The sequence below is a fragment of the Paenibacillus sp. V4I7 genome, from assembly GCF_030817275.1.
Classification (GTDB): domain Bacteria; phylum Bacillota; class Bacilli; order Paenibacillales; family NBRC-103111; genus Paenibacillus_E.
The window spans coordinates 2,772,593-2,798,283 of record NZ_JAUSZD010000002.1; the positions used below are offsets into that span (position 1 = coordinate 2,772,593).

Annotated in this window: 27 protein-coding genes and 5 pseudogenes; 23 read left to right on the plus strand and 9 right to left on the minus strand. The window is 41.8% G+C overall.

Translation table 11 applies throughout. The features are described from left to right. Window positions 1–448: 448 nt before the first annotated feature. Window positions 449–607, minus strand: a complete 159-nt coding sequence (locus tag QFZ80_RS13770; RefSeq protein ID WP_307559405.1) for a hypothetical protein — start codon at window positions 605–607, stop codon at window positions 449–451. A gap of 171 nt (window positions 608–778) precedes the next feature. After that, window positions 779–1,897: a mandelate racemase/muconate lactonizing enzyme family protein gene (locus QFZ80_RS13775; protein ID WP_307546109.1), complete on the minus strand. Its 1,119-nt coding sequence runs from the start codon at window positions 1,895–1,897 to the stop codon at window positions 779–781. A gap of 390 nt (window positions 1,898–2,287) precedes the next feature. Here QFZ80_RS13775 and QFZ80_RS13780 point away from each other — a divergent pair, with 390 nt between their 5' ends. Then, complete coding sequence (locus QFZ80_RS13780; RefSeq protein ID WP_307559407.1) at window positions 2,288–2,461, plus strand: hypothetical protein; 174 nt, start codon at window positions 2,288–2,290, stop codon at window positions 2,459–2,461. Window positions 2,462–2,930: 469 nt separating this feature from the next. Here QFZ80_RS13780 and QFZ80_RS38955 read toward each other — a convergent pair whose 3' ends face one another. Together QFZ80_RS38955 and QFZ80_RS13785 are read right to left on the minus strand one after the other, a co-directional pair. Beyond that, window positions 2,931–3,416, minus strand: coding sequence for a CBO0543 family protein (locus tag QFZ80_RS38955; protein WP_373460080.1), 486 nt, complete (start codon window positions 3,414–3,416; stop codon window positions 2,931–2,933). A gap of 247 nt (window positions 3,417–3,663) precedes the next feature. After that, window positions 3,664–5,127, minus strand: a complete 1,464-nt coding sequence (locus QFZ80_RS13785) for an oligosaccharide flippase family protein (RefSeq protein ID WP_307559409.1) — start codon at window positions 5,125–5,127, stop codon at window positions 3,664–3,666. A gap of 410 nt (window positions 5,128–5,537) precedes the next feature. Here QFZ80_RS13785 and QFZ80_RS13790 point away from each other — a divergent pair, with 410 nt between their 5' ends. After that, a complete protein-coding gene (locus QFZ80_RS13790; RefSeq protein WP_307546107.1) occupies window positions 5,538–5,702 on the plus strand; it encodes a hypothetical protein in 165 nt (54 codons plus the stop codon). Between the two features lie 427 nt (window positions 5,703–6,129). Here the strand turns inward: QFZ80_RS13790 and QFZ80_RS13795 are convergent, their stop codons facing one another. Continuing rightward, window positions 6,130–6,297 (minus strand): hypothetical protein, encoded by a 168-nt coding sequence (locus QFZ80_RS13795; RefSeq protein WP_307559411.1) that lies wholly within the window; start codon window positions 6,295–6,297, stop codon window positions 6,130–6,132. 198 nt (window positions 6,298–6,495) lie between these two features. On the opposite strand from QFZ80_RS13795, the gene QFZ80_RS13800 reads away from it, so the two are divergent. The 5 genes from QFZ80_RS13800 to QFZ80_RS13820 all read left to right on the plus strand — a co-directional run bounded on the left by QFZ80_RS13800 (window position 6,496) and on the right by QFZ80_RS13820 (window position 10,691). After that, window positions 6,496–7,731 carry an MFS transporter gene (locus QFZ80_RS13800; protein WP_307559413.1) on the plus strand — a complete coding sequence of 412 codons (1,236 nt, stop codon included), beginning with the start codon at window positions 6,496–6,498 and terminating at the stop codon, window positions 7,729–7,731. A gap of 70 nt (window positions 7,732–7,801) precedes the next feature. Continuing rightward, window positions 7,802–8,656 (plus strand): alpha/beta fold macrolide esterase, encoded by an 855-nt coding sequence (gene mle, locus QFZ80_RS13805; RefSeq protein WP_307559415.1) that lies wholly within the window; start codon window positions 7,802–7,804, stop codon window positions 8,654–8,656. After that, on the plus strand, window positions 8,649–9,158 hold the full coding sequence (locus QFZ80_RS13810) for an anthrone oxygenase family protein (RefSeq protein ID WP_307546103.1): 510 nt from the start codon (window positions 8,649–8,651) through the stop codon (window positions 9,156–9,158). The genes mle and QFZ80_RS13810 overlap by 8 nt, the downstream gene beginning before the upstream one ends. A 186-nt stretch (window positions 9,159–9,344) precedes the next feature. Beyond that, window positions 9,345–9,806, plus strand: coding sequence for an NUDIX hydrolase (locus tag QFZ80_RS13815; protein ID WP_307546102.1), 462 nt, complete (start codon window positions 9,345–9,347; stop codon window positions 9,804–9,806). Window positions 9,807–9,983: 177 nt separating this feature from the next. Beyond that, window positions 9,984–10,691: a hypothetical protein gene (locus tag QFZ80_RS13820; RefSeq protein ID WP_307559417.1), complete on the plus strand. Its 708-nt coding sequence runs from the start codon at window positions 9,984–9,986 to the stop codon at window positions 10,689–10,691. 162 nt (window positions 10,692–10,853) lie between these two features. On the opposite strand, the pseudogene QFZ80_RS13825 reads toward QFZ80_RS13820, so the two are convergent. Then, a pseudogene (locus tag QFZ80_RS13825) lies at window positions 10,854–11,425 on the minus strand (NAD(P)H-dependent oxidoreductase). 102 nt (window positions 11,426–11,527) lie between these two features. On the opposite strand from QFZ80_RS13825, the gene QFZ80_RS13830 reads away from it, so the two are divergent. Further along, window positions 11,528–12,028, plus strand: a complete 501-nt coding sequence (locus tag QFZ80_RS13830; RefSeq protein ID WP_307559419.1) for an RrF2 family transcriptional regulator — start codon at window positions 11,528–11,530, stop codon at window positions 12,026–12,028. 71 nt (window positions 12,029–12,099) lie between these two features. Here the strand turns inward: QFZ80_RS13830 and QFZ80_RS38960 are convergent. After that, window positions 12,100–12,261, minus strand: a pseudogene (locus QFZ80_RS38960) (hypothetical protein); the annotation flags it as partial. A 234-nt stretch (window positions 12,262–12,495) separates the two neighbouring features. On the opposite strand from QFZ80_RS38960, the pseudogene QFZ80_RS13835 reads away from it, so the two are divergent. The 4 genes and pseudogenes from QFZ80_RS13835 to QFZ80_RS13850 all read left to right on the plus strand — a co-directional run. Then, window positions 12,496–12,681 (plus strand): annotated as a pseudogene (locus tag QFZ80_RS13835) (Rrf2 family transcriptional regulator); the annotation flags it as partial. A gap of 134 nt (window positions 12,682–12,815) precedes the next feature. Beyond that, on the plus strand, window positions 12,816–13,730 hold the full coding sequence (locus QFZ80_RS13840) for an NAD(P)/FAD-dependent oxidoreductase (protein WP_307546099.1): 915 nt from the start codon (window positions 12,816–12,818) through the stop codon (window positions 13,728–13,730). A 94-nt stretch (window positions 13,731–13,824) separates the two neighbouring features. Next, entirely contained in the window at window positions 13,825–14,382 is a 558-nt protein-coding gene (locus QFZ80_RS13845; RefSeq protein WP_307559421.1) for an NAD-dependent epimerase/dehydratase family protein, read from the plus strand. A 385-nt stretch (window positions 14,383–14,767) separates the two neighbouring features. Next, window positions 14,768–15,796, plus strand: a complete 1,029-nt coding sequence (locus QFZ80_RS13850) for a copper amine oxidase N-terminal domain-containing protein (RefSeq protein ID WP_307559423.1) — start codon at window positions 14,768–14,770, stop codon at window positions 15,794–15,796. 464 nt (window positions 15,797–16,260) lie between these two features. On the opposite strand, the gene QFZ80_RS13855 is transcribed toward QFZ80_RS13850, so the two are convergent. Continuing rightward, window positions 16,261–16,560 carry a LysM peptidoglycan-binding domain-containing protein gene (locus QFZ80_RS13855; RefSeq protein WP_307546096.1) on the minus strand — a complete coding sequence of 100 codons (300 nt, stop codon included), beginning with the start codon at window positions 16,558–16,560 and terminating at the stop codon, window positions 16,261–16,263. Between the two features lie 206 nt (window positions 16,561–16,766). Here QFZ80_RS13855 and QFZ80_RS13860 point away from each other — a divergent pair, with 206 nt between their 5' ends. From QFZ80_RS13860 to QFZ80_RS13890, 7 genes and pseudogenes are all read left to right on the plus strand, one after another. Further along, entirely contained in the window at window positions 16,767–17,534 is a 768-nt protein-coding gene (locus QFZ80_RS13860) for a sugar phosphate isomerase/epimerase family protein (protein WP_307546095.1), read from the plus strand. Window positions 17,535–17,826: 292 nt separating this feature from the next. Further along, window positions 17,827–18,256 (plus strand): annotated as a pseudogene (locus QFZ80_RS13865) (VOC family protein). 15 nt (window positions 18,257–18,271) lie between these two features. Next, a complete protein-coding gene (locus QFZ80_RS13870) occupies window positions 18,272–18,829 on the plus strand; it encodes a YdeI/OmpD-associated family protein (RefSeq protein ID WP_307546093.1) in 558 nt (185 codons plus the stop codon). 240 nt (window positions 18,830–19,069) lie between these two features. Further along, window positions 19,070–19,498, plus strand: coding sequence for a type II toxin-antitoxin system HicA family toxin (locus QFZ80_RS13875; RefSeq protein ID WP_307559427.1), 429 nt, complete (start codon window positions 19,070–19,072; stop codon window positions 19,496–19,498). Further along, a complete protein-coding gene (locus tag QFZ80_RS13880; protein ID WP_307559429.1) occupies window positions 19,495–19,992 on the plus strand; it encodes a hypothetical protein in 498 nt (165 codons plus the stop codon). Before QFZ80_RS13875 ends, QFZ80_RS13880 begins: the two co-directional genes overlap by 4 nt. Window positions 19,993–20,196: 204 nt before the next feature. After that, the gene (locus tag QFZ80_RS13885) at window positions 20,197–20,982 is read left to right on the plus strand and encodes a DUF817 domain-containing protein (RefSeq protein ID WP_307559431.1); all 786 of its coding nucleotides are present in this window, start codon (window positions 20,197–20,199) and stop codon (window positions 20,980–20,982) included. Between the two features lie 81 nt (window positions 20,983–21,063). After that, window positions 21,064–21,798: an aminoglycoside phosphotransferase family protein gene (locus tag QFZ80_RS13890; protein WP_307559433.1), complete on the plus strand. Its 735-nt coding sequence runs from the start codon at window positions 21,064–21,066 to the stop codon at window positions 21,796–21,798. 75 nt (window positions 21,799–21,873) lie between these two features. Here the strand turns inward: QFZ80_RS13890 and QFZ80_RS13895 are convergent. Further along, window positions 21,874–22,080: pseudogene (locus tag QFZ80_RS13895) on the minus strand (transposase); the annotation flags it as partial. 161 nt (window positions 22,081–22,241) lie between these two features. Here QFZ80_RS13895 and QFZ80_RS13900 point away from each other — a divergent pair. The 4 genes from QFZ80_RS13900 (at window position 22,242) to QFZ80_RS13920 (ending at window position 25,678) form a co-directional block, all read left to right on the plus strand. Then, on the plus strand, window positions 22,242–22,766 hold the full coding sequence (locus QFZ80_RS13900; protein WP_307559435.1) for a LacI family DNA-binding transcriptional regulator: 525 nt from the start codon (window positions 22,242–22,244) through the stop codon (window positions 22,764–22,766). 115 nt (window positions 22,767–22,881) lie between these two features. Further along, the gene (locus QFZ80_RS13910) at window positions 22,882–23,640 is read left to right on the plus strand and encodes an extracellular solute-binding protein (protein WP_307564114.1); all 759 of its coding nucleotides are present in this window, start codon (window positions 22,882–22,884) and stop codon (window positions 23,638–23,640) included. A gap of 766 nt (window positions 23,641–24,406) precedes the next feature. Continuing rightward, window positions 24,407–25,180 (plus strand): pirin family protein, encoded by a 774-nt coding sequence (locus QFZ80_RS13915; protein WP_307546086.1) that lies wholly within the window; start codon window positions 24,407–24,409, stop codon window positions 25,178–25,180. A gap of 12 nt (window positions 25,181–25,192) precedes the next feature. Next, window positions 25,193–25,678 carry a MarR family winged helix-turn-helix transcriptional regulator gene (locus QFZ80_RS13920; RefSeq protein WP_307546085.1) on the plus strand — a complete coding sequence of 162 codons (486 nt, stop codon included), beginning with the start codon at window positions 25,193–25,195 and terminating at the stop codon, window positions 25,676–25,678. The last annotated feature ends 13 nt before the right edge of the window (window positions 25,679–25,691 follow it).

Here is a 25,691-nt window from a genome sequence, read left to right on the forward strand (position 1 = left end):
TGGCGCTTTTTTTTGGTTATTTAACCAGAAACATAATAGCTCAAGAAATGCCTTAGGCTCTTATTGTTTATTAGTATATTTATAAAATTGTTGGATAATTTAATGTAAATTGAATCATGTTAGGGGGAAATATATGAGCATTGAAATAAAACCTAGGCAACCTAAGAAGTGTCGAGGATGCATATGGGGCAATTGGGATGGATTGAAACAGTACTGTAGTAAGATAAAATGTATTAAATGATATGAAAATTATTCGGAAATAAAAAGTAAAAAGTTTTTTCATTCCAAGGTTTTTTGTATTATTAGGTTGGCCTTTTTTTATGGCGTTGGAGCTATTAGAGGAATGCTAATTGAGTCTGATGAGAATATAAATATCCGAAAGCGTATTTCACTTCGTCGGTCTAATTTTAAACGGTTTTCAATTATCCTTTTTTTGCTTACATAGTAATCAGCTCTGATTGCGGTTAATGAACGGAACCGTTGTTTCTTCCGGATGGTCTATGTCCGTATCTCCGTAGTATTCGCGATCCATTCGAATGTTTGCTTGTTCAATCTCAGACTTGTCCGATAGCAAACGTTCACTTGCGGTCTCTTTCTGACGATCCATCTTCAACACTCCTTTCAGGCGCTAGTATGTCCGTCCTGTAGGCGTTTATTCAATTGGTAAGGGCTCTAGTCCATCGCCTTGTACCCAAAACGATCGTTGAGAAGCTCGTTTCGCGGCATATCTTTTTTTCCTTAAAGGAGAACAAAGCTCGAAATATGCGTATATTTTGTACTATACATAATTGCTCCCGTCCCAATGATAAAATGCAAGTATATCAAGATCGATCTCGATGCCGATTCCACTACCACTTGGAATAGCGACTTCCCCATTCAATGGACGAACCGGGACCAATTTAGCAAAAGGATTATCCATTACGTCCCATTCCAGAGGTTCGATTGAGTCCGTTCCCATTTTGCTCCAAGGCTCCAAATTGGCATGAGCAAAAATAGCGTATAATCGTGATAACGCTCCGTCATAAGTATGTGGCGTTACGCGAATCCCAAAACTTCTTGCTAAGTTTAATGCTTCCCTATAACTGTCTATTCCAGCTATATGCAGAGGATCTGGAGTAATATAATCCAAAGCATTCTGGTTAAGAATAGGAATGTAATCTGCTGCATTTTCAATATTCTCGCCGCCGGCTAAAGGAGCAAACAAACGGTTTCTTAACAATGCGTATTCAGCAATGTATCGGAGCTTCAGCGGCTCTTCAAACCATAGAAAATTGGGCCAAGTTTCAAGTAGAGACTGCCAGCGTAAAGTAGCATTTACGTCATAACTTTGATTGGCGTCCAAAGCCAAATTAATCTTACCTTGTAACAAGGTCTGAACTAAAACGATATGTTGTTGATCCTCGGAGATTGATTTTCCGCCTATCTTTAATTTGATTTTATCAAATCCTTGATTGAGTACCTTTTCAATAATCCTTAGGGAATGATCTTTCCAATCTGCTTCTTCCGAATAGGATTGAAATGAGGCATAGACGGGCACTTTCTCTCGAAACTTACCTCCCCAAAGGTCACACACCGATATACCGCATGATTTGGCCATAATCTCGGTTAAAGCCATACTCACGGCTGCAGACGAGCGGGAATGCCATTTTTTCAAAGTCGAAACTAAATTGCTTCTGTCAGTGACTGACTTACCGATCAAATAAGGAATGATTCGTTCGTGAAAGCCTTTTTGCAAGGTTGGCAGCCAATCGACGCATTCACCCCAACCTTCGATACCAGTGTTGGTCGTTATTCGGATCAGATAACAGGTGCGGTAGGCTTTTATACCGTTGGCATCTCCATATGGTTTGGGAAGACGATATAAGAGTGGAAATGTTTCGATTTTATGAATTTGCAAAGGGTTTACCTCCCATAATTTGTATGATCTAACACCCTGCGAATTCTTTATTACGTTATTCATGCAATTGAACAAGCGGACGCCAACAAAGTGCAAAGCAATGGCAAAGTAAATTTTCAATATATAATGCATTCTTCGAAGATGCTTACAAAACAGCGGAGTTTCAAGAGTGGAAGCCGGGGGGTGGTGTAATTATTCCACATATCTATGCTATGACTACTCAAAAATAGTTGTAGGATTGAGCATATCGAACAGAGAGTTAAATGTCATTTCTGTTATAAGCCAATTTTAAAGGGCCCAAGGGGAGGAGTATCCTTGGGCTTTATTCCTTCAAGTACCATTAGTCATCAATAGCTCTAAGGTGTAACATTATTATGGGTGATGAAGATAATGTTTATTCCTCCAATGCTTTTGACGATTCATCCACATTTGCTAGCTAAGATTGTGGCGTTAGATGAACATGAAAAAGCTGACTTCGAAGCATGCAATTATCGTTTTAAGTCTAGCAATGTAAAACAAAAGGTTGTCTACTTCGATTTTGATATTTTGTACACCGCAACGTAGATGTGACGGGCTTGCCGTTAGAGGTTCGCAAAGGATTACTTGAAGAGGCTGTAAATGTGCTTGGAACTAGGAATTACCCAGTCAGTCCGCCAGCTACCAGTATTCGAGGAATTCATTGTATAGGTGCACCCTTTAAATGCACACAATAATAGTGCTTCAAAATGACTTTAAGGGTGGGATAAAATCATGTCAACACACGACCAACAACAAGAAAATCACGCTAAAGACCAGAAAGATAACAAACCAAATCATGGAAGTAGAAAAAAGAAGAAGCAGAAATAATGGCATTGATAATGTAAACATAATTTAGGTGGTTAATAAAAGCACGAAAAAAGCCCGAGGATTCTTTCCTTCGGGCTTTTTGTCTGTCCGGTGCTTCTCTAGTACAAGAGTTATCTTCGTGAAATTTCTACCACCTCACATAAACAATAAATTCCATGAACTTCCACGCCAAATGGGTTTGACTGATTCAACCCACTCCTTTGCTCCTTTCTCTTTCTCCCGCTGTTCGGATAAGGACCATTAACAGTTTCAGGAACAAAAAAAATGTAAATAAAGTTACAAAAGAGTGCATCCAGGTCCAACTGTAGTATTTAATTAATTCGGTATACCTTTCTAAAAGAAATTCCACTGTTGTCATTAGAGCACTATATAAAAAAGCCTGTGCCAATACCCCGACATGCTTCGAACGTTTCGTTGTTAGGTTGAAGAGAACATTTATCGTTGGGAATGCAAGATAATCGAACAAAACCGCTGATGAGAAGTATTGACTGAGAAATCGGACGGGATGTTCGTAATAATGCTGTTCAATTAGAATTACGGGAATAAAACTGCTAAAAAACACGGTAATTAGAAATACGTATAAACAATCTCTGATAAGTGATTTCTTTAAGGTTATGAGTAAAATAATTAAAGAAAGAACAATAGCAGACCATTGAATAATTTGATTAAACATTTGGCTACCTCATTTCAAAAATCTCACCTAAATGTAAAAATGATTCATGAACTATATATTTCCAAGAGTGAGAATGTTTAATACGTACACGTAGGGTTTATTAAGCTCTAACGAAGAACGATTTGTTATGAGGAGATAATTTTCAAAGGCTGTTATTTGAAGCGCTAAGAGATTCCTTATGGATTCCTTATCACTCTGATACAACAACTCCAACCAACACAAGAGTTCGTTCCGACATATTAACACCTTACGCAGCATTTACCCTAGGTTTAGGATTTTTCTCGATCCTTATCGTGAAGCTGATTAAAGCAAGAAGTCCTACGCAAACGAAGAGGGGAAACCAGCTATTTGCAAATCGACCGGCCACCATAATCGCAATCATCACTAGTGTCGGCAGCAATGGCTCGCCGTAAGCCTTCCACCAGTTAAGGGAAAACTTTTCATAGTAATAAAATCCGATCATTGTCAGGGCGGATACGGCCCAGCCTCCGGTATATATCCAAACTGCGAGTACAGGACTGCTAGAAGCAACCATAGGTACAAAAATAACAACGAAAATCCCGGCGGCAATCATGACCCAGAAGGTGGATTTCGTTTTGCCAATACCCGCCATAATACTTCCCCCTAGACGGCCAACGGATGAGAAGAGGACGCCTAGCGCCATTAAGCGAATGTACGCAGCGGAATCGCCTGTTGAATAATCCGAGCCAAATAAAAATCCATTAATCTGATCTGGAAATAAACAAATGATTGCTGTTAACGGATAAAGCAAGAGGTTGTTGTAACGGATGCAACTCGTACCACGCCGCTTGCTTTCTTCAACATCCTGCGATCTCTCTGCAACAAAGGGCAGTGTAACTATCATGAACGCCCATGTGATGATTCCGATAAAGCCGGTAATGCGAAAACCGTTTGCTAGATAACCTACGGCCAATACGGAACTGGAACCTACCATCATGACGAGAAAAGGCTGCTGAAACGCCTTCGCAATATTGCCAGCCCAGGAAGGCAGCCCGTATGCCAGCATGCTTTTGATCTCCTGAATCGGAAGCGGACCGAACCATCGAGGTTTATGCACACGTTCAACTTTGATGCAAATAAAAGAGGCTGTCAGGAGTGCCCCTACGCCCATCCAAAGTGAAATGTTTTCAAGCAAATTAATGCCGCCACGAGGCAAAAGCACGCCAAGTACCGTACCGATCGTGGACAGTGCCGTCGTGATAACCATAAAGAATGCTTGCGTTCCGAAATCTCGGTTTCCTGAGAAGGAAGCAACGCCAATGTTTAGAATCGAGTTGAAAAAAAACATGATCGAGCTCAGCATCAATGCCCCTCGAAGCTCTGTCAAATGGTAGTAGTTCGCTAATAGCGGAGCTAAGGCGCAGAGCAGTAATCCAATAAAGAGGCTGAAAAGGGTGCTGCCTGTTAAGGCGACACGGAAATTCGTTTGAACCGCTTCCAGAGGTTTTCGCGAAAACGCATAAATTAAGGAAGAGTTGAAGCCGAAATTGAGAAAAAGCGAGATCATACCGAAAATTTGCAGCAATAGGTTGACCTCGCCAAACCGATCGGGATCGTTGAGCTCCCGGGCGAGTATGATACTGCCTACGGTTTGCAACATTTGATTGATAAAGAGTCCGAGACCGATGATGGAAACATTTCGAAGTAAAAAACGCTGTGTCTCTGTTAAATTGAAACGCTGTGTACGCATGGGGACGTCCCCTTTTCCATGGATTAGGTCTAACGCTGAGATATCCAAAGCGTATCAAACACCTTATTGCATGACAAACCAAGAATTTGAAGGAAAACGGAGAAAAATAAAGATATTCATTGCATTTGACGGGCTGCTAATTCCTGTAAGAGAAATATGGGCATTGCGTAAGTAAAAAAAGGAAGGAGATTCAGTTGGCACACTATTGCTGATGTGATGAATAGACGTTTTCCTGAAGAAAAACATTCTTTTACGATGCTAGAACTATTAAATGAATCTCGTAGAAATGCTTTTATTAGAGTATAAATCACTGATTTTGACGTCCCATATCTTGGTATAATTTCAGGTCCAAAGGCAAAAACTATATTGGATTTGAAGAATCAACCATACCTTAATAATGGAGGGATTTTATGAGTAACAGCTTAGATGCAATTAAAGCCGATCAAGCAAACTTTCTGGACAAAACTGAGGATGAAGTAAAAGAGGTTGCTGCCACAACTGATGTGAATGAAGCTGTAGAAGCCGTCACAGCTCATATTAACAAATACGATGAGCAAGAAGATGAGACAACTTAATAAAGACATTGATATCTCGGCTTAATGAACTTCAGGGCTTTATTATTGATTTGCTGTTAGGAGATCCAACAGAATCCGTAGTTAAACTAACGATAAACTATAGTTGAGGGGCTATCTTCGCGGCAGCTCCTCTTTTCTTTATTTATGAAGTATGTTTCCTTTTAAATGTTAGTTACCTTGTTATTTTTTCAATTCAACTTGTGTATGTAATTAATAATTGGTAGATGATAAATGTCTATAATCACCTAAAAGCTTTCTCGGATCGCTATAAATCATTAAGCCGACGGGGAAACGAGTTCAATAAAACAGCGGCAGTTCAGACTTATTTTCTCAGTCCATGGCTGCCGCTGTTTCTTATATTTGGGTCAGTCTAATACTTATTTTACGAAGTCTGACAGATTGTAATTCGAAAAGAAGAGTGGAATCATCACATCCAGACTACAAATACGTAATTTTTCTTGAACATCAGGCACGTTTTAATAGCCGAATTAATTCCGGCATGCGGATCTTTAAGCCTTGCTTTTAAATCAGCCAGCTCATCCATGACGAAGACGATGCGCTTCCCACTCCACTCTTGCGAGCCGTTCCGTTCCATGCTCGTATAGCACCGGTTCATTTCTGCCTCGACTATATCTGCTATACTGGCCACGTCATCAAGTGTCGTTGCGAACCCTTTCGTTATCGCCAGGTCTTTAAAGTATTTATTAGAGTTTGAAAAAAGGATAATTGTCCATTCCGACCGAACTATTTAGTAAGGTTAAAGGCTAGTTGACAGAGTGAATGGAGGAAAAAGATGTTTAGCTTATCCAGGCTTCCCAAAAATGCGCGCGGCTGTCTTCTGTACGAGCCGCTGTTTCTAATCCCGTATAGCATGTTCAGCACGTATGCTACTATTTATATGTTTGAAATGGGGATGAGCGAGACGACAATCGGCTGGGTCACCACGCTGACCCTGCTTGTGCAGGTATTCTCATCCTTCATCAGCGGCTATCTGACTGACAGGCTCGGCAGGAAATGGGCGCTACTTTATTTTGACCTGCTCAGTTGGACGGTCGGCACCCTGCTATGGGCGGTATCGCAAAATATTTGGTTTTTTATCGTCGCGGCCGTCGTGAACGGTTTTCAGCGGGTTCCGCATACCGCATTCTACTGCTTACTTGTGGAGGATACCGATCCAAAGGACCGGACCTTCGTCTTCTCCGTTCTTCAGTTCGTCGCCATGCTTGGCGGCTTGTTCGCTCCGCTCGGCGGACTGCTCGTCGCGCATTACGGCCTGATTCCCGGCATGCGGATCATGTATGTGCTCGCCTGCGTATGCATGACGATTCAATTCGTCGGACGGCATTTTGCCACCCGCGAGACGGAGATCGGACTTCGTAAAATGGTGGAAACCCGCAGCGTAGGTTTTATAGCCGGGCTGCGTGAGTACAAAGGGGTTATCCGCGGCATGGGGGAGAATAAGTCGCTGCTGATGATTTTCGGCGTCTATATTCTGTTCCAGTTCCAGCTTACGATGAAAGGCACCTACTTGTCGCTCTTTCTAGTGGATGATCTTAAGCTGGACAGTGGTCTTGTGTCTATATTCCCGGCCATAACTTCTATTATTATGCTCCTCTCGATGTGGCTGCTGCTGCCCCAGCTGAGCGATAACAGACTTCACTCGGTCATGCTGTGGGGCTTCTTCATTTCGCTGGTGTCCAATCTACTGCTGATCCTCCCGCTCCCCGGGATGATGTTCTGGCTGATCGTCAGCACCGTTCTCGCCGCGGCGGGTACGATGATGACGTATCCGTATTTGGAAGCGGCGGTCGCGAACGCCATTGACGACGAAAACCGCGCAAGCGTATTTGCCATGCTGTCTGTACTGATTCTGCTTGTCGTATCACCGTCCGGCATTATTGGGGGATGGGCTTACCGCCTCGATCCTTCCTTGCCGTTCCTATTAATTGTTCTATCGTTCGCGGCAAGTATGGTGCTGCTGGTGCTGTATAAAAGGAGCGCCGGTCGTGAAAAGACGAAGGTTGCCTGATTGAGGTTTAGAAGCGTCAGGCAGTCGGCCTGTGTTTTTTATTTTTTTAACAGTGAGGAGAGATCTTGAAATGAGCGAACAACTGTTTAAAATAAACGGAATCGAACTTTGTGCAGAAAGCTTCGGCAACCCGGAACACCCGACAATATTACTGATCATGGGTGCTCAAGCGTCCATGGTTTGGTGGGAAAAAGACTTCTGCCGACGTCTAGCAGCCAAAGGACGCTTTATCATTCGCTACGATAATCGTGATGTCGGTCGGTCCGTCACCTACGAACCCGGCTATCCTGAATACACCTTTGAAGATATGACTGACGATGCTATCCATATCCTCGATCATTTTGGAATCGCACAAGCCCATATTGTAGGCATCTCTATGGGCGGCATGCTGACTCAAATCCTGGCTTTGCGACATCCAGAAAGAGTTTTGACCGTTTCGCTACTCTCTACATCGAATTTCGCCCCAGACCTCCCACCGATGGAAGATAAGGTGATGGATTATTTCTCCAATGCGGCGGCGACAGATTGGACGAATGATGCAGTGGTCATTGCTTTTACGGTTGGCAAATGGAAAGTTCTCGCGGGTTCGAAGCATACGATTGATGAGAAAAGAATCTATGATTTAGCTTCAGAAGAAGTCAAAAGAAGCCGTAATATGGCGAGCATGAACAATCACGGCATGGTGACGGGGGGAGAATTCTATTTGGTAAGAACAGGCGACATCGACGTCCCCGCTCTGGTTATTCACGGTACTGAGGATCCGATTATACCTTATGAACATGGAGTCGCTCTTGCCTGCGCTATACCCGAAGCGGTTTTATTACCCTTAGAAGGGACTGGTCATGAGCTTCACCATGAAGACTGGGATACCATCATTGACGCGATTTTCAATCACACCCAGTTGGAGATGAATAACCATGAATAACCTGCTCTATTATTTAACCTTTGCGTCCGCAATGGGATCCGGCTTGCTTGCTGGCATATTTTTTACCTTCTCGGCATTCATAATGACCTCGATAGCCCGGCTTCCGGCAGAGCAAGGCATATCTGCCATGCAGTCCATCAATACCACTATCTTACAATCGTTGTTTATCTTGGTCTTCATGGGCACAACCTTTCTAAGCATCATCCTGGGAATAGCATCATCCATCAAATTAGGTACGGTTGGAGCAGCATATGTGCTTACAGGCAGTCTGCTCATTTTCGTCGGCGCATTTCTGGTGACAATCGTATTTAACGTACCCCTAAAACGATACCTTAGCCTCTGTGACTTCAGGGAATCCCGAGGGAACTCGAGTGTGGAGAGAATATCTTGCCGGTTGGATGCCCTGGAATCATGTACGAACGATAGCTTCAATCGCTGCTCTGGCTTGTTTTATCATCGCTCTTCGCAAATGGTAGGCTCTATGTTGAATTTCTCTGCCTAAAATTACACACCCGTCAGTTGGAGAGAGATTCAACTAACGCGGAACGTTTGTTCAGTCAACAACAAACTATAGCTTAATAAACATAAGGAGAAGGCTGCCGACAGGAATGGATCGGCAGCCTTCTCAGTTAACAGGCAGGCTAACATGGTGGAAAATGCCATATCGAAGATGAGTGGGGGTGACAGAATGAGCGAATATATTCGGGAATTACGTTCATTAGTTGGAACAATACCTTTAATTCTAGTTGGTGCAGTTGTTATCATTCAAAACGATAACCACCAAATTCTTTTGCAACATCGTAAAGATAGTAATTGGGGATTACCAGGCGGTCTTATGGAGCCAGGGGAGTCATTGGAGGAAACAGCAACTAGGGAAGTATACGAGGAAACTGGGTTAACCTTAAATCGTTTAACCTTGTTGGAGTTATTTTCTGGTCCAGATCTTTATTTAAAACTAAAAAATGGAGACGAACTTTATTCAGTAACAGCACTGTATCTTTGCAATGATTACAAAGGAGAATTGGTGAGCGATTCATCCGAATCACATGAGGTAAGTTTTTGTGATGTGGACGATCTTCCGAGTTTAAATCCTGCAAATACTATTTACCTCGCAAAGTATTTAGAATCTGATTTACTTCGTAAAAGGTAAACGAATGAATGGACTGCTTTTTATTACATCCTGTTGATGGCCAAAAATTGTGAGAAGAAACGGGCAGCAGGATAGTTTGGTACTTACTTGAACTTTACCAAGCATTTCGAACAGCCATTTAGTAATATAAGCATATAAAGTCAACCGCAAGAAAGTTTGAAGCAAAGGGGGATTAAATTGAATAACGTAGATACTGCGGTTTTAAATAATATTGTTTGGTGTGGGATTGTTTGTGAGTTGCATGGACTTACTCAAATTTCAAGTGAGCGTGTATGGGGACTGCTTTCTAAAGCACCCGAACTATACCCCGATATCATTACTTCAAGCAGTCATGCAACGAGTGAAGAAGTGATAAATTTTATAGGTAATAGAGAAATATTCAGTATAAAAGATAGTTTTGCTAATCTTAATATAGTGCCATTTGGTTTTAAAGTATTATTTGAGGCGAAATGGATTTGTCATTCACCGGTTGCCGATGTTGATTACGTTCAAACGGAATGGACCGTTGTTTCGTCAGAGAAAGATTTAGCAAAGTGGGCCTTTGCAAGCGGATTGCAAAAAGTGATAAAAGCAAAACTATTAGATCAAAAAGATGTGAAAATCTTTATGCACGAGGTAAATGGTGAATTATCAGGATTCATAGCTAACTTGAGTGCTAATGCTGTGGGGATATCCAATGTATTTTCAAATAGTAATAAAATTATTTGGTCAGATATTGTTCCAATTGTTTCTACCTATTTCCCTGGGATACCGATGGTGGGTTATGAAAACGGCGATGATCTAACATCAGCACTCTTATCTGGATGGACACCAATAGGTCCACTTCGAGTATGGATTAAATCAAATGATTGTGAAAAGCAATTGCTACGGCCAGCCTGTATGTGACCCTCATATAAGCACAGAAAAGAGCCCAATTTCATTGGGCTCTTTTGAATTTTCGCGTAACTAGCTGCAGCGGACCTGATCAGAGCGAGTCATTTGCACATCACTGACCTAAATGGCCGTCTTCGACGGCTGCTATAACTCTCATTAACTTTTAGTATCCCTTTATGACCTAACTAAACCAGACAAATGTCTGGCAGCTTGGTCAGCATCTTTGTAGGCTTCTTCTATTACGATTTCCCGATTTCTAATGGCAGTACCTTGAGCTCTAATAATTTGATAATCTTCAATCCCTAAAAAATTGAACATGGATTTCAGATATTTGTGTGAGTATTCAACCTCTGTATACCAATCGTTATTTGTATAAATTGAGCCGCTTCCCTGAATAACTAAGAGGCTTCTGCCGTCATTTAATAAGCCTACGGAGCCATTTTCGGTAAATTTATAGGTCTCACGAGGAATAATGATGTTATCTATTGCTTAAGAAGTTCAACTGTCCGATCTAATACTAGTTGATCTTCATTGCTAAGTGGTTCTCCTTTTGTTAGTCTTTCTCTTGCATTTAATAGTGTCCGATCTACCATGGGAATATGAATATCGTATAAATTGATCTATTCAATAGTTTCCATTGGGTTTAGTTCCTTATACGTTTTTAAAAATTTATTCAAAACCAGTAATGTATAAGAGTCTATTGAATCCACTTTCGGATGGGCATTAATAATAAGTGTTTTGGTCATAGTAATATCTCCTAATGGGTGAAGGTATGTACAGATTTGACATTTTTTTTTATATCTTAATATAAATATTAACTAAAGTTCGTTCTAAGGAGTAGGTTTTTCATGCAGTATAGTATTGGTGTTGAATATGCACTGCACTGCCTTGTATATTTAATCGAAGTTCCACCAGATTCCAGCATTGGTATAAAAGAACTTTCCGCTTTTCAAGGAATTTCTGAAACGTACCTCTCTAAGATGTTTGGCAAATTAACAAAGGCTGGCATCGTTAAATCCATTCCTGGTGTTAAGGGCGGTTATAGTTTGTCCAAATCTCCAGAAGAAATTTCATTTTTGGACGTAATCGATGCAATTGAAGGCACAAATCCTATTTTTCAATGCAAAAACATAATTGCAAACGGCATTCTGTACCAAGATAAAGAGTGTACGTCTTGTACAGCAGATACGCCTCCTTGCACGATAAATTTAGTTATGCTAGAGGCAGAAGAACACATGAGGTCGTTTCTGCGAAGCAAGACGCTAAAATGGCTGAATGAGGATTTGGAGCGCGTCCTGCCAAGACAAATACGCAACGATACACGAAAATATTTTTCAGCGCCAAAGTAGTTGGTTATTAATCACGTACTCAGATGAAGACATCGTATATGTGAAACATCCTAATAAATTGATTGGATGGGCTACTCAAAGAAAACAAAAAAACGGGCTTCTTGTATTTTTTTATCGGCTGTTCCTGCAGTTGGATGATAAATGATCTTATGCCCTTCGGGGACATAAATCACTTCTTGGCGCTGCCACATTGCTTTGAATTCCTGACTAATGCCCGATAACTCAAGAATTTGCTCAGACCACCAAGTATATAGTTAATGATTGAGCTAACGAGAAACGATAGTAATGGAGCTTGCCTCGCGGCAACTCATTTTTTTGTTCATTCAAGTAAACCGAGGGACGGACAGGATAGCGCAAAAGCTGCTTGGATACTGGGAAATGAGCGATTGTATGGAATAAATGCTTGCCTTTCAGAAACATTAGAGTTATTATGGATTCATAAAGTCGTTAATGTAGATGCTGAATGAAATATTCCAGGCGCAAACGGTGGATACCGCCTCAGACAGAAGCAGGATGATATCTCCTTTCTCGATATCATCCATGCGATCGAAGGGACCGCTTCTTTGTTCGAAAGCAGCCTGAATCACGGAAGCGAATGTCTGATCCAGCAGGTTGTGATCGATGCCGAACGTCAGATGGAGCAGTATCTGTAGAACAAAAAAATAGCGGATTTGTCGAAATTAATCAAACGGAGTAAGGATCCGTCATTTTTACAAAAGTTATTAAAGATATAATAAATCTATTATGTCTCTAATATAAATATTGAAAAGCGAAAGGGAGAATCAGGATGACTCACGATTGTGCTATTATCGGCGGAGGACCGGCAGGTCTAAATGCTGCTCTTGTACTAGGCAGGGCAAGAAAAAATGTGGTGGTTATTGATGAAGGGCGTCCGCGAAATGGGGTTGCTCGTCAGACCCACGGCTTTCTTACTAGAGATCATATAAGTCCAAGCGAATTTAGGCGAATTGCGAAGGAACAAATTAGATCATATCCATCCGTTTACTTTGTGGAGGATACTGCGGTATCGATCACGGGAACCGATGGTTGTTTTCAAATTACGACTGCACGAGGACAGACCTATCGAAGCAAAAAGCTGCTCTTTGCAGTAGGTATGAAGGACCTCCCAGTGGATATTAAAGGGCTGGCAGATGTATATGGTAAAAGCGCCTTTATCTGCCCGTATTGTGATGGCTGGGAACTTAGAGAGCAACCGCTTGTCTTAATTGTCAAGGGAGCGGATGCACTACACATGGCCAAAATAATATCTGGATGGTCGAATCATTTTACAATCTGTACCAATGGTCCTGATGAAATGACGGACGCACAACGTGAGGAACTAAATCAACATAACGTTCCTGTATTTGACACACCGATCCAGTCTGTCGAATCTAACGACGGCATGGTGCAGCAAGTTGTTCTGGAGGACGGTACAAGAATCCCATGCACTGGGATATTTTTTAGACCGAAGCTTATTACCGGATCAGACCAGCCGCAAGTAATAGGTTGCCAGATCACGGAAGCAGGGACTGTCATCGTTGATAATTTCGGTAAAACGAATGTTCCTGGCGTCTTTAGTGCCGGTGATGCAGCATCGCAACTTCATCAGGCCATTACAGCTGCTTCTTTGGGCTCATTGGCAGGTGTGGGCATTAACAATGAACTGAATGAAGAGGCTTGGAATAAACCTTTTTCTCATTAACCGGTGATTTTAGCGAGTCTGCAATCTGTGAACAGAATAAGAGTCTATAGATGGGTCTAAAGGTCAGCAAATTTATGAAGAAGAAACGCCGTTTGTGCCGATAGATCCGCAAAAAGATCGCGTCATGATTAACGAACAGATACGAAAAGCAGGTGTGGAACAGGGCATACGGAGTATCGTGATCGTACCAAGTATGATCTATGGAACTGCGCTTGGCCTTCCAAGGGAAAGTGTTCACCTGCCGCTTATCATCCGAAAATCCAAGGAAATGGGCGCGGGCGTCTATATCGGTAAGGGTGTAAACCGCTGGTCCAATGTTCATATTAAAGATCTAGCGAAGTTGTACCTGCTTGCTGTAGAGAAGGCTCCGTCCGCATCCTACTTCTATGCGGAAAATGGGGAAGAATCTTTCGGTCAACTGGCCAAATTCGTAAGTAGAGCCCTGGGATATGGAGGGCAAACGGTCAGTTGGTCATTTGACGAAGCCGTCGGGGAATTGGGGGGGATTCGCACAGTTTGCACTCGCTACCAACAGCCGGGTTCGTGCTGTTCATGCCCGGAATCTACTTGGCTGGAAGCCGGTGGGAGAATCGATCCAATCTTGGATTTCCCAGAGCGTGAAGTAAGCAAGCGATTGATGTTAGAAGCTTGAGATATAGGGATGTATCGAGTGGATGGATGGCCTTTCGCTGATACTGAAAGTTAGGCTGCCGGTGATAAAATCGGTGACCTGTTGTGCTAATGGGCAGGTCTAACATGCCTGCGCATGCGGATCGGTCTCCTGCGAGCTGCTGGAGAGCACCGATTTGTCTCAGGTAGAGATCGGCTCCTATTGTGAGAGCTAGGAGCTGAAGGAACGCTGCGATTTGAGAATGAAAAAGATAATGTTGTGTACAGGTTCGGCAAAATTCACCTATTCCTTGGCGGTATCCTTTTTAGGCTGTTTTAGCGTTACCCTCCCCTTATAACTCAGATTACCAACGAATGATTAAATTAGAATGGTAAATTCAGGATAAATATGGAGGTCTGACGCTGAAATGAGAAAACGCATCTGTGTTGTTTTACTGTTTATGTTTGCTTTTTGTTTATTAATGAATAGTACATTTGCCGCTGAGCCCGCAAACGAAAATAAGCTCGTCCCTGAAGATGGTGAGTATGGATTTTTTATTTTGGAAATCGGCAATCCGAAGCTGATTTTCAATGGGAAGACAGAGGAAATTGATCCAGAGTTTAAGACGGCGCCGGTACTAATAGAGGGAACTACCTTACTCCCTATAAGAATCATTATTGAAAAGCTGGGGGGTACCTTGAAGTGGGACGAAGCCGAGAGTATCATTGACATCAAATACAAAAGCAAAAGAATAATTTTGCAAATCGGCAATAAAAAGGCCGTTGTGGATAACGAAGAAAAAATGCTTGATGTAGAAGCGGTTATCTTGAACAGCATTACGATGATTCCGCTGCGGTTTGTGGCAGAGAGCCTCGGCTGTAAGGTATATTGGCACGGGGATAATAAAATATCTATAAGCACAAACGCCTTGAAGGACACGTTTTCCTCTGATCGTTTTAGCACTGAGGATTTATCCATATACGATGCGGTCTTGAAAAAGCAGATTCGTCTTGGCATGGCGAAAGAAGAGATCGATAAGTTGTTTGGAATTCAGCCAGAAAAGAATATATTTGGAAAATATAATTATGAGGGGCTCGTAGTATATTACAGGGATGGCAAAGCGGCAGGGCTAATGGTCAGTTCAGAAAATAACTTATCTACAAGGTTTTCTACGGTCCGAAATGTAAACCTGCTCACCCCCAAGATGTATGTCCAGCAAAAGTATGGGGCGAGTGTTGAAAAGGACAGTGAAGATAGTGATCAGTATGCCACCTATGTCTTTTGGAAAGAGGATCAAAGCCTAACCGAAACATTAGTCAAGCTGGAATCCTCGTCTTTGTCCAAAGATCCAGTGAGGAACAGGTATTACATATCGTTTTTGTTCAATGAAAACAAGCAAAAAACGGTCTCGTACCTACTTATCGGTGACTTTGAGTTTGCGATGTTTTCGAAATAGCATCAAACTAGCAGCATATTTTGTGACTTCTTGTCACTGATTTTTGGGGATTATAAGAACGGAAAACTATAGTTTAATATTATAAGGACTGCATCATGGCTGCCCGCTACTCCGCTAAAGATTGGTTTAATTATAAGATGATTAAAAAGCAGCCTCTGTGTAGAAGCTGCTTATTAGTATTGCATTAGTTAGTGGTCTATCACTCTATACAATAATGTTATGCTTATCCGGCTGTTTCATCAAGGTCTTCGTTGTAAGCCAATATTCCGTGTTTAAAAGTTTATTGGTTCGACTAACGTGAATGATACATACCAGTTAAACGTTAGAAACAAGGTTGACCGCTGTGTATAGATGGAGTGGGAGGTTGAATGGCAGAGCTTCAATGAGCCGCCGAAGCAATGAAATAGCAAACAGGCTGTGTCAAGTACGGCTGCAGCCTGTCTGTTTGGTTTGGGACAAGCTTATCAAGGGCGTTCCAGCCGGTCTACCCGTCTGTCGAGACGTTCGACCTGATTGTTCAGCCTTGTAACCTCACGTTCCAACCGTGTAACTCTTCTTTCCAGCTCACGATCTGCAGGTGGGCCCGGCGGATATATTGGTCCCGGGCCAGGACCAGGACCAGGTACAGGGATAAATAGTCTTAAGCCGGCATAAACGAAGTTAGGATCTGTGAGCTGGTTTGCTTGCATAATAGCTTGAACCGTTGTGCCGAATCTTGCTGCTATGGACCATAAGGTATCGCCGGGTTGAACAACATAAGTCATCGTAAATTCCTCGCTTTGCAAATTATATTAAATCCGATATCATCCTATGTGCCTAATGGTCATATTGCCTATGGCATGAGCCTATTTATTAGAAGTACATCCCTGCATTTGAGAATGGGATGCTTGTCGTCCAATTTATTGTGGCTCTGCGCCATATTCCATGATATATATGAAATGACTCAAATTTGACGAATGGAGTGAGATGAATGAAAATCGCCGCGCAATTGTATACGCTTCGCAGCTTTCTGAAAACCCCAAAGGACATCAGCGAAAGCTTGAAAAAAGTAAAGCAAATGGGGTACCAGGCCGTACAAGCTTCCGGTGTCGGACCGATCGACATTCAAGAATTTAAAGCGCTTGCTGATCAGGAAGGCTTGACGATCTGCGCGACGCACATCGGGTACAACGAGCTGTTGAACGATATGGATACTGTCATCGAGAAGCATAAAGCATGGAATTGCAAATATGTCGGTTTAGGCGGCCTCCCGCCGGAATTTCGCGAAAACAGCCAAGGCTACGCCACTTTCGCAAAGCAAGCCTCGGAATTTGGGAGACAGCTGAAAAGTGCTGGGTTAAAGTTCATCTATCATAACCACGACTTTGAGTTCGCGAAATATGACGGAAAAACAGGCATGGAGATTTTATTTGAGGAGTCGGACCCAGATAGCGTGGATTTCGAGCTGGACGTTTATTGGGTGCAAGCTGGTGGGGCCGATCCCATCGAGTGGATTCGTAAGATGGAAGGAAGAATGAAGGTTGTTCATTTCAAGGACATGATTGTGACACCGGATCGGAAACAGCGTTTTTCGGAAGTCGGCGAAGGTAATATGAATTTCAAAGGGATTATTCAAGCATGCGAGGAGATCGGCGTGGAGTGGGCTGCGGTAGAGCAGGACGACTGTTATGACCGCAATCCTTTCGAAAGTTTGAAGATCAGCTTTGCCAATCTTGCAAAATTAGGGTTAAAAGGTTGAAGTTACGTAGAACTATAGCTGAATAAACGACCAGAACAAGGCTGCCGGTGGATCGGTGGCCTTTTTTTCACTTAAGATAAAGAAGAGAATGAGCTTTACTAGAGTAATATTATTAAAATGACTGACATAGGTGAGGAATTGAATGAAAATATCTTCACGTCCATAGACATCAATACGACAAGTGTCTAAAACATTCAGAATAAAAGCAACCATTGCTGACATATTGGTGTCAGTAATGGTTGCTTATAATAACAATAAAACCAATAATATTTAACTTAGGAGGAAATTGAGTATGAGTGCAAAACAAACATTACGAGGGATTTGCGACCATCAGTTATTGGGCAGATGATATGGAGGCGGCAAAGGCGTGGTACTCTGAGCTGCTGGGCAGTTCGCCTTACTTCGAACGATCAGGACCAGATGGTCAACTAGCCTATGCCGAGTTTCGCCTTGGAGACTACCAGCACGAACTAGGTCTGATCGATCGCCGTTTTGCTCCTGCGCGTGCAACGGCTGGCCCCGGTGGGACCATTATGTACTGGCATGTTGATGATATAGAAGCCACGCTTAACAATTTGATGGCCATGGGAGCGGAAGAGTACGAACCGCTTGTACATCGTGGGGAGGGATTCATCACGGCTTCCGTCACGGATCCATTTGGTAACGTGCTGGGTATTATGTACAATTCTCACTATTTGGAGATGTTGAATTCCAGAATCTAGGGGTGACCAGAATAAATGGTAATAGATAAAATAGTACAAGTTCACACTCGACAAGAATGGCGAAAGTGGCTAAGTGACTATCACATTACAGAAGATTATTGTTGGTTAACTACAAATCATCATTCCGTAAGTTACTTAGACTTTGTTGAAGAAGCCTTGTGTTTTGGCTGGATTGATAGCACACGTAAAAAAATGGCTGACACTCAAACGGCGCAACGATTTTCACCCAGGAAAAAAAAGAGCAACTGGTCAGAGCTCAATAAAGAACGTGTCCGACGGTTAGATAAACTAGGCATCATGACAGAATCTGGAAATAAAGTATTGCCCGATATGAACACCGAATCTTTTATAATTCATGAAGATATCTTAGCGCAAATGCGTCAGGACGAAGCGCTCTTTCACAATTTTCAAGCCTTGCCAGAACTATATGTTAGAGTCAAAATTGACAATATCCAGTCAGTGCGGCACGATGCAACGTTGTATCATAATCGATTGACAAAGTTTATTGAACATACTCGTGTAAATAAAATGTATGGACAGTGGAATGATAATGGTCGTCTATTAGGGTATTAAACTACCTGAAAGTAGTCGACCAAGAATCTTCATTCATCTGTGGTGCCCTGCGAGGGGCATGGATGGCTAACGGAGAACTATAGCTCAATACAGAACGAAACGAGGCTGCCGGCACAAACGGCAGCCTCCATTGACGTTAACGGGCAGTTTAACGTAACCATTTCATTAGTTAAATCGTCTATTATGTACATAAGTAACCTTAGCAGGTGAATCCAGATTTAGTTTAAGGAGAGAAATTCAATGCAGATCACAAGGTTTAAGAAATCAACATCAATCATTGTTGGCATATTAATTTTAATACTGTTGATTGCCGCAATTTATTCTTACTTTAAGTTGTACTTACCTGATCTACCATTGGATGGTGTTACCAAAAGACAAGCATACGAGAAAATCTTTAATAGTCACAATGCCATTGTGTTTTTAGCCGATCAAGGAGACTACAATTGGTATATTTATAATGGACCTCAGAAAGAAGGCGGAACTGAACTAATCAAACGAATGAAAACTTTAGGTTTTATTTTTATTGAGCAGATGGGGTCTGGATATATTTTTAGTAAGGAGAACACTCAGGATAAGATTGTAGTTACATCTCAACAGTGGACCAATAAATACGTTTTATATAAAGCACCTTATGAAGTAAAACTAACAAGTGCAGCGAGGTTACAATGACATTAAGAAAGTCTATATATATTTTGATTGCAATAATTCTTATTGGTTTTGGTTGTTTATTATATAAGATTCAATCTGTAGTTCCTTCTACAATGAAATTTTCTGATTTTGGGCTTGGTGCTGAAACCTTATATTTTTATAAAGGGGGTACATATTACAAGAACCAAACACTCATACAGAAGTATTTTGATTTAAACAAAATTAAGGATGTTAGAAGAATCTCCTTTGAAAAAACAAAATCTGCAGCTAAAATAATTAGTTTTGCTTATAATTCTGATAAGGGAAGAGATTTATTTATTGATGATAAAGGAAGTGTTTACTTCGTTGTATCAAAGTCAGAAATAAGAAATAAATCAAGACTTCATTGGCTTTGGTGGAAGTTAGATGTTTCCAACAAATATAATAGTATCTATTATTTTTCAGATCCAGACCCTGCAATTGTAGAATTAATGAATCAGATAACTAATGAAATAGGATATAGGGATGGACTTTGACTTTAGACAGATATAAATGGACATTACGCATAATATGCCTATGTGGAGTAACAAAAAATAAGAAATATTAAACGAAAAAAATTCTCTTTTTAAATAGGGATTTTGCCTTTATTCTTGATCTAAGACAAAAGAGCAAGAAATATAATGGTAACCAATATATCATATAATCGCTCAACATCATGCATGGGGAGGAGATAAGCATAATTGAAACCAATCATTCAACTCCTGCATTTTGGCTATCATCAGACGATGAGCTGCATATTTCCTGTTGCGATCTTTGGAACTTTAGCTCTTTCTAACGTAATAGCGGTACCATTCATTTATCGTTATGATGCCATTCTACTTATACTGCTTGGAGTGCAATACTTCATGTACCGCAGCGGATTAGAGACACGTGATGAAATCAAAGTAATCTGTGTTTTTCACTTTATTGGATTGTTGCTGGAGTTATATAAGGTATGGATGGGATCATGGTCATACCCTGAGCCTGGGTATACGAAGTTGCTCGGTGTCCCGCTCTATAGCGGATTTATGTATGCAAGTGTAGCAAGCTTTATGTGTCAGGTGTGGCGGAGACTGCGGATGGACATGACCGGCTGGCCTGGGCTTAGGTCCTCGGTGCTGTTAGGAGGAGCCATCTATTTCAACTTTTTCACACATCATTTTATTCCCGATTTTCGTTGGTGGTTGACGGCACTTGTGTTTATTGTCTTCTGGAAAACACAGATCATATATCGGGTTCGGACTATAACTTATCGAATGCCCTTAACTCTCGCTTTTCTCATTGTAGGTTTTTTCATTTGGTTAGCAGAAAATATAGCCACATTTTTTGACGCTTGGAAATACCCTGATCAGCACCAAACCTGGCAACTGGTTAGTTTCAGCAAGATCAGCTCATGGTTCCTTCTCGTAATCATTAGTGTCATCATCGTTGCTCAACTTAAACATGTTAAAGCTAATCGAACAAGGAACGATTTATTTTCCTGCTAGATTGCGCTAACGCAGAACGATTGTTAAATAACAGAAGCACGGTAGAGCGTGAAAATGGGTTTGAAAGGCATGGTGACTTAATTGAAATACGGGAAAATAATTGGTGAAGGCAATACGGCAACTGTATATGAATGGGAAGAAGGTACAGTGCTTAAGCTTTTCGATCAGGGCTATCCAAATAAAGCGGTAGAAAGAGAGTTTCAAAACGCGAAGGCAATCAATGGTATGAATTTTGCAAAACCAAAGGCATATGAAATTATTTGTTGCGAAGGGCGAATGGGTATTTTATATGACAGAGTGGAGGGCGAATCCCTGTTGGATTGGGTTTTGAAAACAGGTGACCTCCAGGGATGTGCGGAACTTATGGCAAGGCTGCACAAGACAATCGTTCAGAACAAAGTTAGCAATGTAATGAATTACAAAGAATTTTTAAAATCCAATATATTAATAGCGCCATCGACTAATTTATTGGAACAAGAAGCAGTATTAGAAATCCTGGATAGATTGAAAGATGGAGATACACTTTGTCATGGTGATTTTCATCCGGGTAATATATTACTTTCAAACGGGCATGCATTGGTTATAGACTTCATGAATGTGTGCCATGGAGATTTTTTGTATGATGTTGCAAGAACTGTTTTTTTGGTGGAATATACACCAGTTCCAGAAGATGCAGGTGATAGAGAAACACTTCTGCGATTTAAGAAAACGCTGGCAGACTTATATCTTATCGAAATGAATGTTACCCGAGAAATGATACATGATTATCTATCTGTCATTATTGTGGCTAGAGTAGGTGAATGCCCTAACGAATAGGTTGGGTTTAGGCGTTCCTCAGTCTTTACATGCTTATAATAGTACAAGTGAACGTATCTTTAGAAGTCCAATCAACTTACGTAGAACGAGAGCTCCACGCCACTTCCCCGAACTGGCTTCCGTGAGGTTGAGCCCCGCATGACGAAGCAAGGTGTTACCATGATCAAAACCGCTTAAATCCCCGGATTCTCCTAAAATACCAGCTAATGAAATAGCGTTAATCCTTTTAATGACAAGCATCTGCTTGGCATAAGGAATGCGATGAAGCACAGCAATGACTTCTTGTAATTAAATAATTCGATTTTTTACAGGAGAAAAAGGATATAATTTGAATTTCAAGAATATTTTTGACCAAGAATACAATAGCTGATTTTATACTTATCGTATGATAGATCCAACATGGAGTGTCAGGGAAATGGAACTAAGTTTGAGAGGGGCATGGAATGAAACCGACCATTTACGATGTGGCCCAAACCGCCGGGATGTCCATCGCAACCGTATCTAAAGTGATTAACGAGACAGGCAGAATTAGCGATAAGACGAGAAAGCACGTATTCAGTGTAATGGAGCAGCTGAATTACCAACCGAGCATGGTAGCTTCCGCTTTGACGGGAAAAAGCACCTACACGATTGGATTCACACTACCGGATTTAGCAAACCCATTTTTTGCTGAAATCGCCCGGTCTGTCGAGGATCTGGGACATGAATACGGTTTTAGTGTATTTATTTGCAGCACAGATAATGACCCAGACAAAGAAGTGAAATATTTATCTCTGCTCACGCAAAAGAGGGTAGACGGCATTACCTCCGCAACTCGGATTCAAAATGATCAATTCTTAAAAAAGCTGATTCAGCAAAATATCCCTATGGCTTTAATTACAGGTGAAATGCCAACGCTGGCTGTGGATACCGTGATGGTCGATGACTACCTCGGAGGTAACCCGGCGGGAATCATTTGGTGGAGCTAGGGCACAAGCGGATCGCCATCCTGGTAGAGGATATGGATAACAGCAGCAATCGTGAGCGTATCCGCGGTTGTAAGCAGGCTCTGACTAATGCAAGTTTGCCTTTAGAGGAACATTAATTCCCAACTTAGGTAAAATTGATGAAAATAATTTGAAGAACTTGGACGGGAAGGGCGTTCCTTACCGTGCCTCAGCCGTCGTATTAGCCTACAACAGCGAGAAAGTAAAGAATCCTCCCAAAACGACTGATGAGCTCTATGAGTGGATTAGCAAAAATCCAGGCCGCTTTGCCTATAATGATCCAGCAACCGGCGGGTCTGGGGATTCTTTTGTACAAACGGTCATTTATAATTTCCTTCCACCGGAAGCGAACACGAGTCAAGATCCAAAATGGACGAAGCAATGGGATAAAGGCTTTAAGCTGCTGAAGGAGCTTCATCCGAGGATGTATCAAAAAGGCGTATATCCGAAGAAAAACCAAGGCACTTTGGAATTAATGGCAAACGGCGAGGTAGATATGATCCCGGCATGGTCCGATCAAGGGCTTGAGCAAATCAGCAAAAAGCTGCTTCCAGAAACGACGAAGTTGACACAAATTAGCCCGTCTTTCACCGGAGGACCGACGTATCTCATGGCTCCTAAGCTATCCGAGCGCTTAGATTCAGTCGCTAAGTTCCTAGACTTTGTACTAACACCTGAAGCACAAACCGTTATTACTCAGAAAATGTACGGGTACCCAGGAATCAAATGGTCGGAAATGCCTTCGAAACTGAGAGATGAGTTTAAGGATGTGACAGCAGGCTATCGAACTTTCAACCTAGGTGATCTGGGTAAAGAAATTCAAAAATGCTGGCAGCAAGAAGTTGCAGGCCAATGAATAAAAATATGAAACAGGGGATCTTTGGGCTTTCGCTAGTCATCCCATCCTTCTTGCTTTTATGTTTTGTCGTTATAGCACCAATTATCCTGGCGATTCACGAAAGTTTTAGAGATGAAAATTATACGTTGCAGTATTTATGTTTGTTTTGTGCTCTTTTATGGGATATTTTTACATCCAAACGATGATCAAGGACGATAAAGTTTCGTCACATTAAGTCATACTTTGGAATGAGCACCTTTCCCTTATAGGGGAAAGGTGTTTTTCAAGTTGAAGGAGGAGCAACGATGAAGACACTGCTGATTGCGGATGGAACTGTGACACCAAGCTATTCGAAGAGCCATATTACCTAAACCCTTCATTTGCATAAGGAATGTCGTAAGCTTCATGTGGAATTCGCGTAGAACCGAAAAAGTTGGAGGATGAAGAATCGGTCGCAAATCGACATAGAGCTTGATTTAACCGGTGTTCAATGGATGCGTGCTGAGATGCACAAGAACATATATCATTAAGTGCCGCGTAAATCGCGGCATTTTTGATTTATGGGATAAAGTTCTTGTCACGGCTAACTGACAAGAACTTTATCCCATTTTCGAAATTGACACGAACATTATCTCGATGTTATTACCCGCTATCCATTTATTCAGGCTTCTTTCACATGTTGACAAATAAATGAACTAGATATATTCTAAATATAGATAGAATAAATAATTTTAGGATATATATTATTAGGATTTAAAATTAAGATTAATAGAGGAGCTTTCAAATGAACATTCAAATTTTAGGCCCCGAATATCAAGCGAAAGAAGAATTCGATAACGGCAAAATAACGGCTCAGAAACCTCTAGGGTTCCCAGGGCAAGGAGCTGTAACGGTTAGGCTTGGTCCTCTTTTCTACTGGGCTTGGGGAAAAGCCGAAGCGGAAGGAGGTATCGGGTTTCATCCACACTCTGGGTTTGAGATTATGACTTATGGAATAGCTGGCCAAGGACTTCACAGAGATACAACTGGAAGCGAAAGTATCCTTGGTCCTGGTGATCTTCAACTCATGCAAACGGGCTCGGGTGTTCAGCACGCCGAAAGCGTCGAAGCGGGCTTCCAGGGTTTTCAAATTTGGCTTGAGCCTTATTTGAATGAAGCGGTAAAACGTGCACCAAACTATTCTCTGTTCAAGCACGAGCAGTTTCCTCAGACACATCAGGATGGAGTGAATGTAAAGACGATATTGGGAGAAGGTTCACCCGTCCTACAATTAGTGGCTGTTGCGCGAATGTTTGACGTAGAGATTCAGCCAGGAGCGTCATACGTCCACAAGCTATTGCCGAACCAGACACTTGCAGGATTGTCGTTTAAAGGCGCCGGTGGTTCCATTTTAGTGCCTGGACAAGATCCCGTTACATTTCAGAATAAAGACTTTGCCATCGTTCAATGTGAAAAGGAGGGAGAAATCAGCATCCGTGCTGAAGGAGAGAAGCTTCGAATTTTTCTAATCGAAGTCCCTACAGAAGTGGAATATCCATTGTATGATAAACGCAAATAAGGGGGCTTAAGAATGGCTGATCGCGACGCTGAGGGTAAGGCTCTTGATTTAAGACTGATACGCGTTATAAATAACGCGATGAAAGTGCTGTTCGTAAGCTTAGAACGTGCCATTGACAGCTATGGTCTCAGTTTAGAAACCTTCCGAATTCTCGAGTTTCTTTACAATAAAGGTCCGCATTCCATCCAGATAATAAGCGATACTTTCTCGATTCCCAGCGGGAGTATCACCTACGTGGTCGATAAGCTGGAGAAGAAGGGGTTCGTGGAACGGCTCCCCATCCCGGGTGATCGACGTAAAACAAATGTGGCATTGACCGGGGAAGGACGACGTTACTTCGATAATATCTTCCCAAAGCATGTTCAAACGCTCTCCGACAATTTGTCCTTCGCAACGGACGGGGAGAAGCTCGAACTTATTCACGTGCTGAAGAAAATTGGATATGGTATCAAGAATCGTGAAGGCAATACGAATAATGATGGATCAGATTCTTTTTGAAAGAAGGATTTTA

Bases quoted from the DNA above. Each gene is read 5' to 3' on its own strand.
- QFZ80_RS13830 (WP_307559419.1), top strand. From the start codon at position 11,528: ATGCAGTATAGTATTGGTGTTGAATATGCACTGCACTGCCTTGTATAT.
- QFZ80_RS13795 (WP_307559411.1), bottom strand. From the start codon at position 6,297: ATGGAACGGAACGGCTCGCAAGAGTGGAGTGGGAAGCGCATCGTCTTC.
- QFZ80_RS13920 (WP_307546085.1), top strand. From the start codon at position 25,193: ATGGCTGATCGCGACGCTGAGGGTAAGGCTCTTGATTTAAGACTGATA.
- QFZ80_RS13840 (WP_307546099.1), top strand. From the start codon at position 12,816: ATGACTCACGATTGTGCTATTATCGGCGGAGGACCGGCAGGTCTAAAT.
- QFZ80_RS13810 (WP_307546103.1), top strand. From the start codon at position 8,649: ATGAATAACCTGCTCTATTATTTAACCTTTGCGTCCGCAATGGGATCC.
- mle (WP_307559415.1), top strand. From the start codon at position 7,802: ATGAGCGAACAACTGTTTAAAATAAACGGAATCGAACTTTGTGCAGAA.
- QFZ80_RS13900 (WP_307559435.1), top strand. From the start codon at position 22,242: ATGAAACCGACCATTTACGATGTGGCCCAAACCGCCGGGATGTCCATC.
- QFZ80_RS13815 (WP_307546102.1), top strand. From the start codon at position 9,345: ATGAGCGAATATATTCGGGAATTACGTTCATTAGTTGGAACAATACCT.
- QFZ80_RS13880 (WP_307559429.1), top strand. From the start codon at position 19,495: ATGACATTAAGAAAGTCTATATATATTTTGATTGCAATAATTCTTATT.
- QFZ80_RS13790 (WP_307546107.1), top strand. From the start codon at position 5,538: ATGAGTAACAGCTTAGATGCAATTAAAGCCGATCAAGCAAACTTTCTG.
- QFZ80_RS13915 (WP_307546086.1), top strand. From the start codon at position 24,407: ATGAACATTCAAATTTTAGGCCCCGAATATCAAGCGAAAGAAGAATTC.
- QFZ80_RS13875 (WP_307559427.1), top strand. From the start codon at position 19,070: ATGCAGATCACAAGGTTTAAGAAATCAACATCAATCATTGTTGGCATA.
- QFZ80_RS13850 (WP_307559423.1), top strand. From the start codon at position 14,768: ATGAGAAAACGCATCTGTGTTGTTTTACTGTTTATGTTTGCTTTTTGT.
- QFZ80_RS13780 (WP_307559407.1), top strand. From the start codon at position 2,288: ATGTTTATTCCTCCAATGCTTTTGACGATTCATCCACATTTGCTAGCT.
- QFZ80_RS13855 (WP_307546096.1), bottom strand. From the start codon at position 16,560: ATGACTTATGTTGTTCAACCCGGCGATACCTTATGGTCCATAGCAGCA.
- QFZ80_RS13870 (WP_307546093.1), top strand. From the start codon at position 18,272: ATGGTAATAGATAAAATAGTACAAGTTCACACTCGACAAGAATGGCGA.
- QFZ80_RS13770 (WP_307559405.1), bottom strand. From the start codon at position 607: ATGGATCGTCAGAAAGAGACCGCAAGTGAACGTTTGCTATCGGACAAG.
- QFZ80_RS13785 (WP_307559409.1), bottom strand. From the start codon at position 5,127: ATGCGTACACAGCGTTTCAATTTAACAGAGACACAGCGTTTTTTACTT.
- QFZ80_RS38955 (WP_373460080.1), bottom strand. From the start codon at position 3,416: ATGTTTAATCAAATTATTCAATGGTCTGCTATTGTTCTTTCTTTAATT.
- QFZ80_RS13800 (WP_307559413.1), top strand. From the start codon at position 6,496: ATGTTTAGCTTATCCAGGCTTCCCAAAAATGCGCGCGGCTGTCTTCTG.
- QFZ80_RS13860 (WP_307546095.1), top strand. From the start codon at position 16,767: ATGAAAATCGCCGCGCAATTGTATACGCTTCGCAGCTTTCTGAAAACC.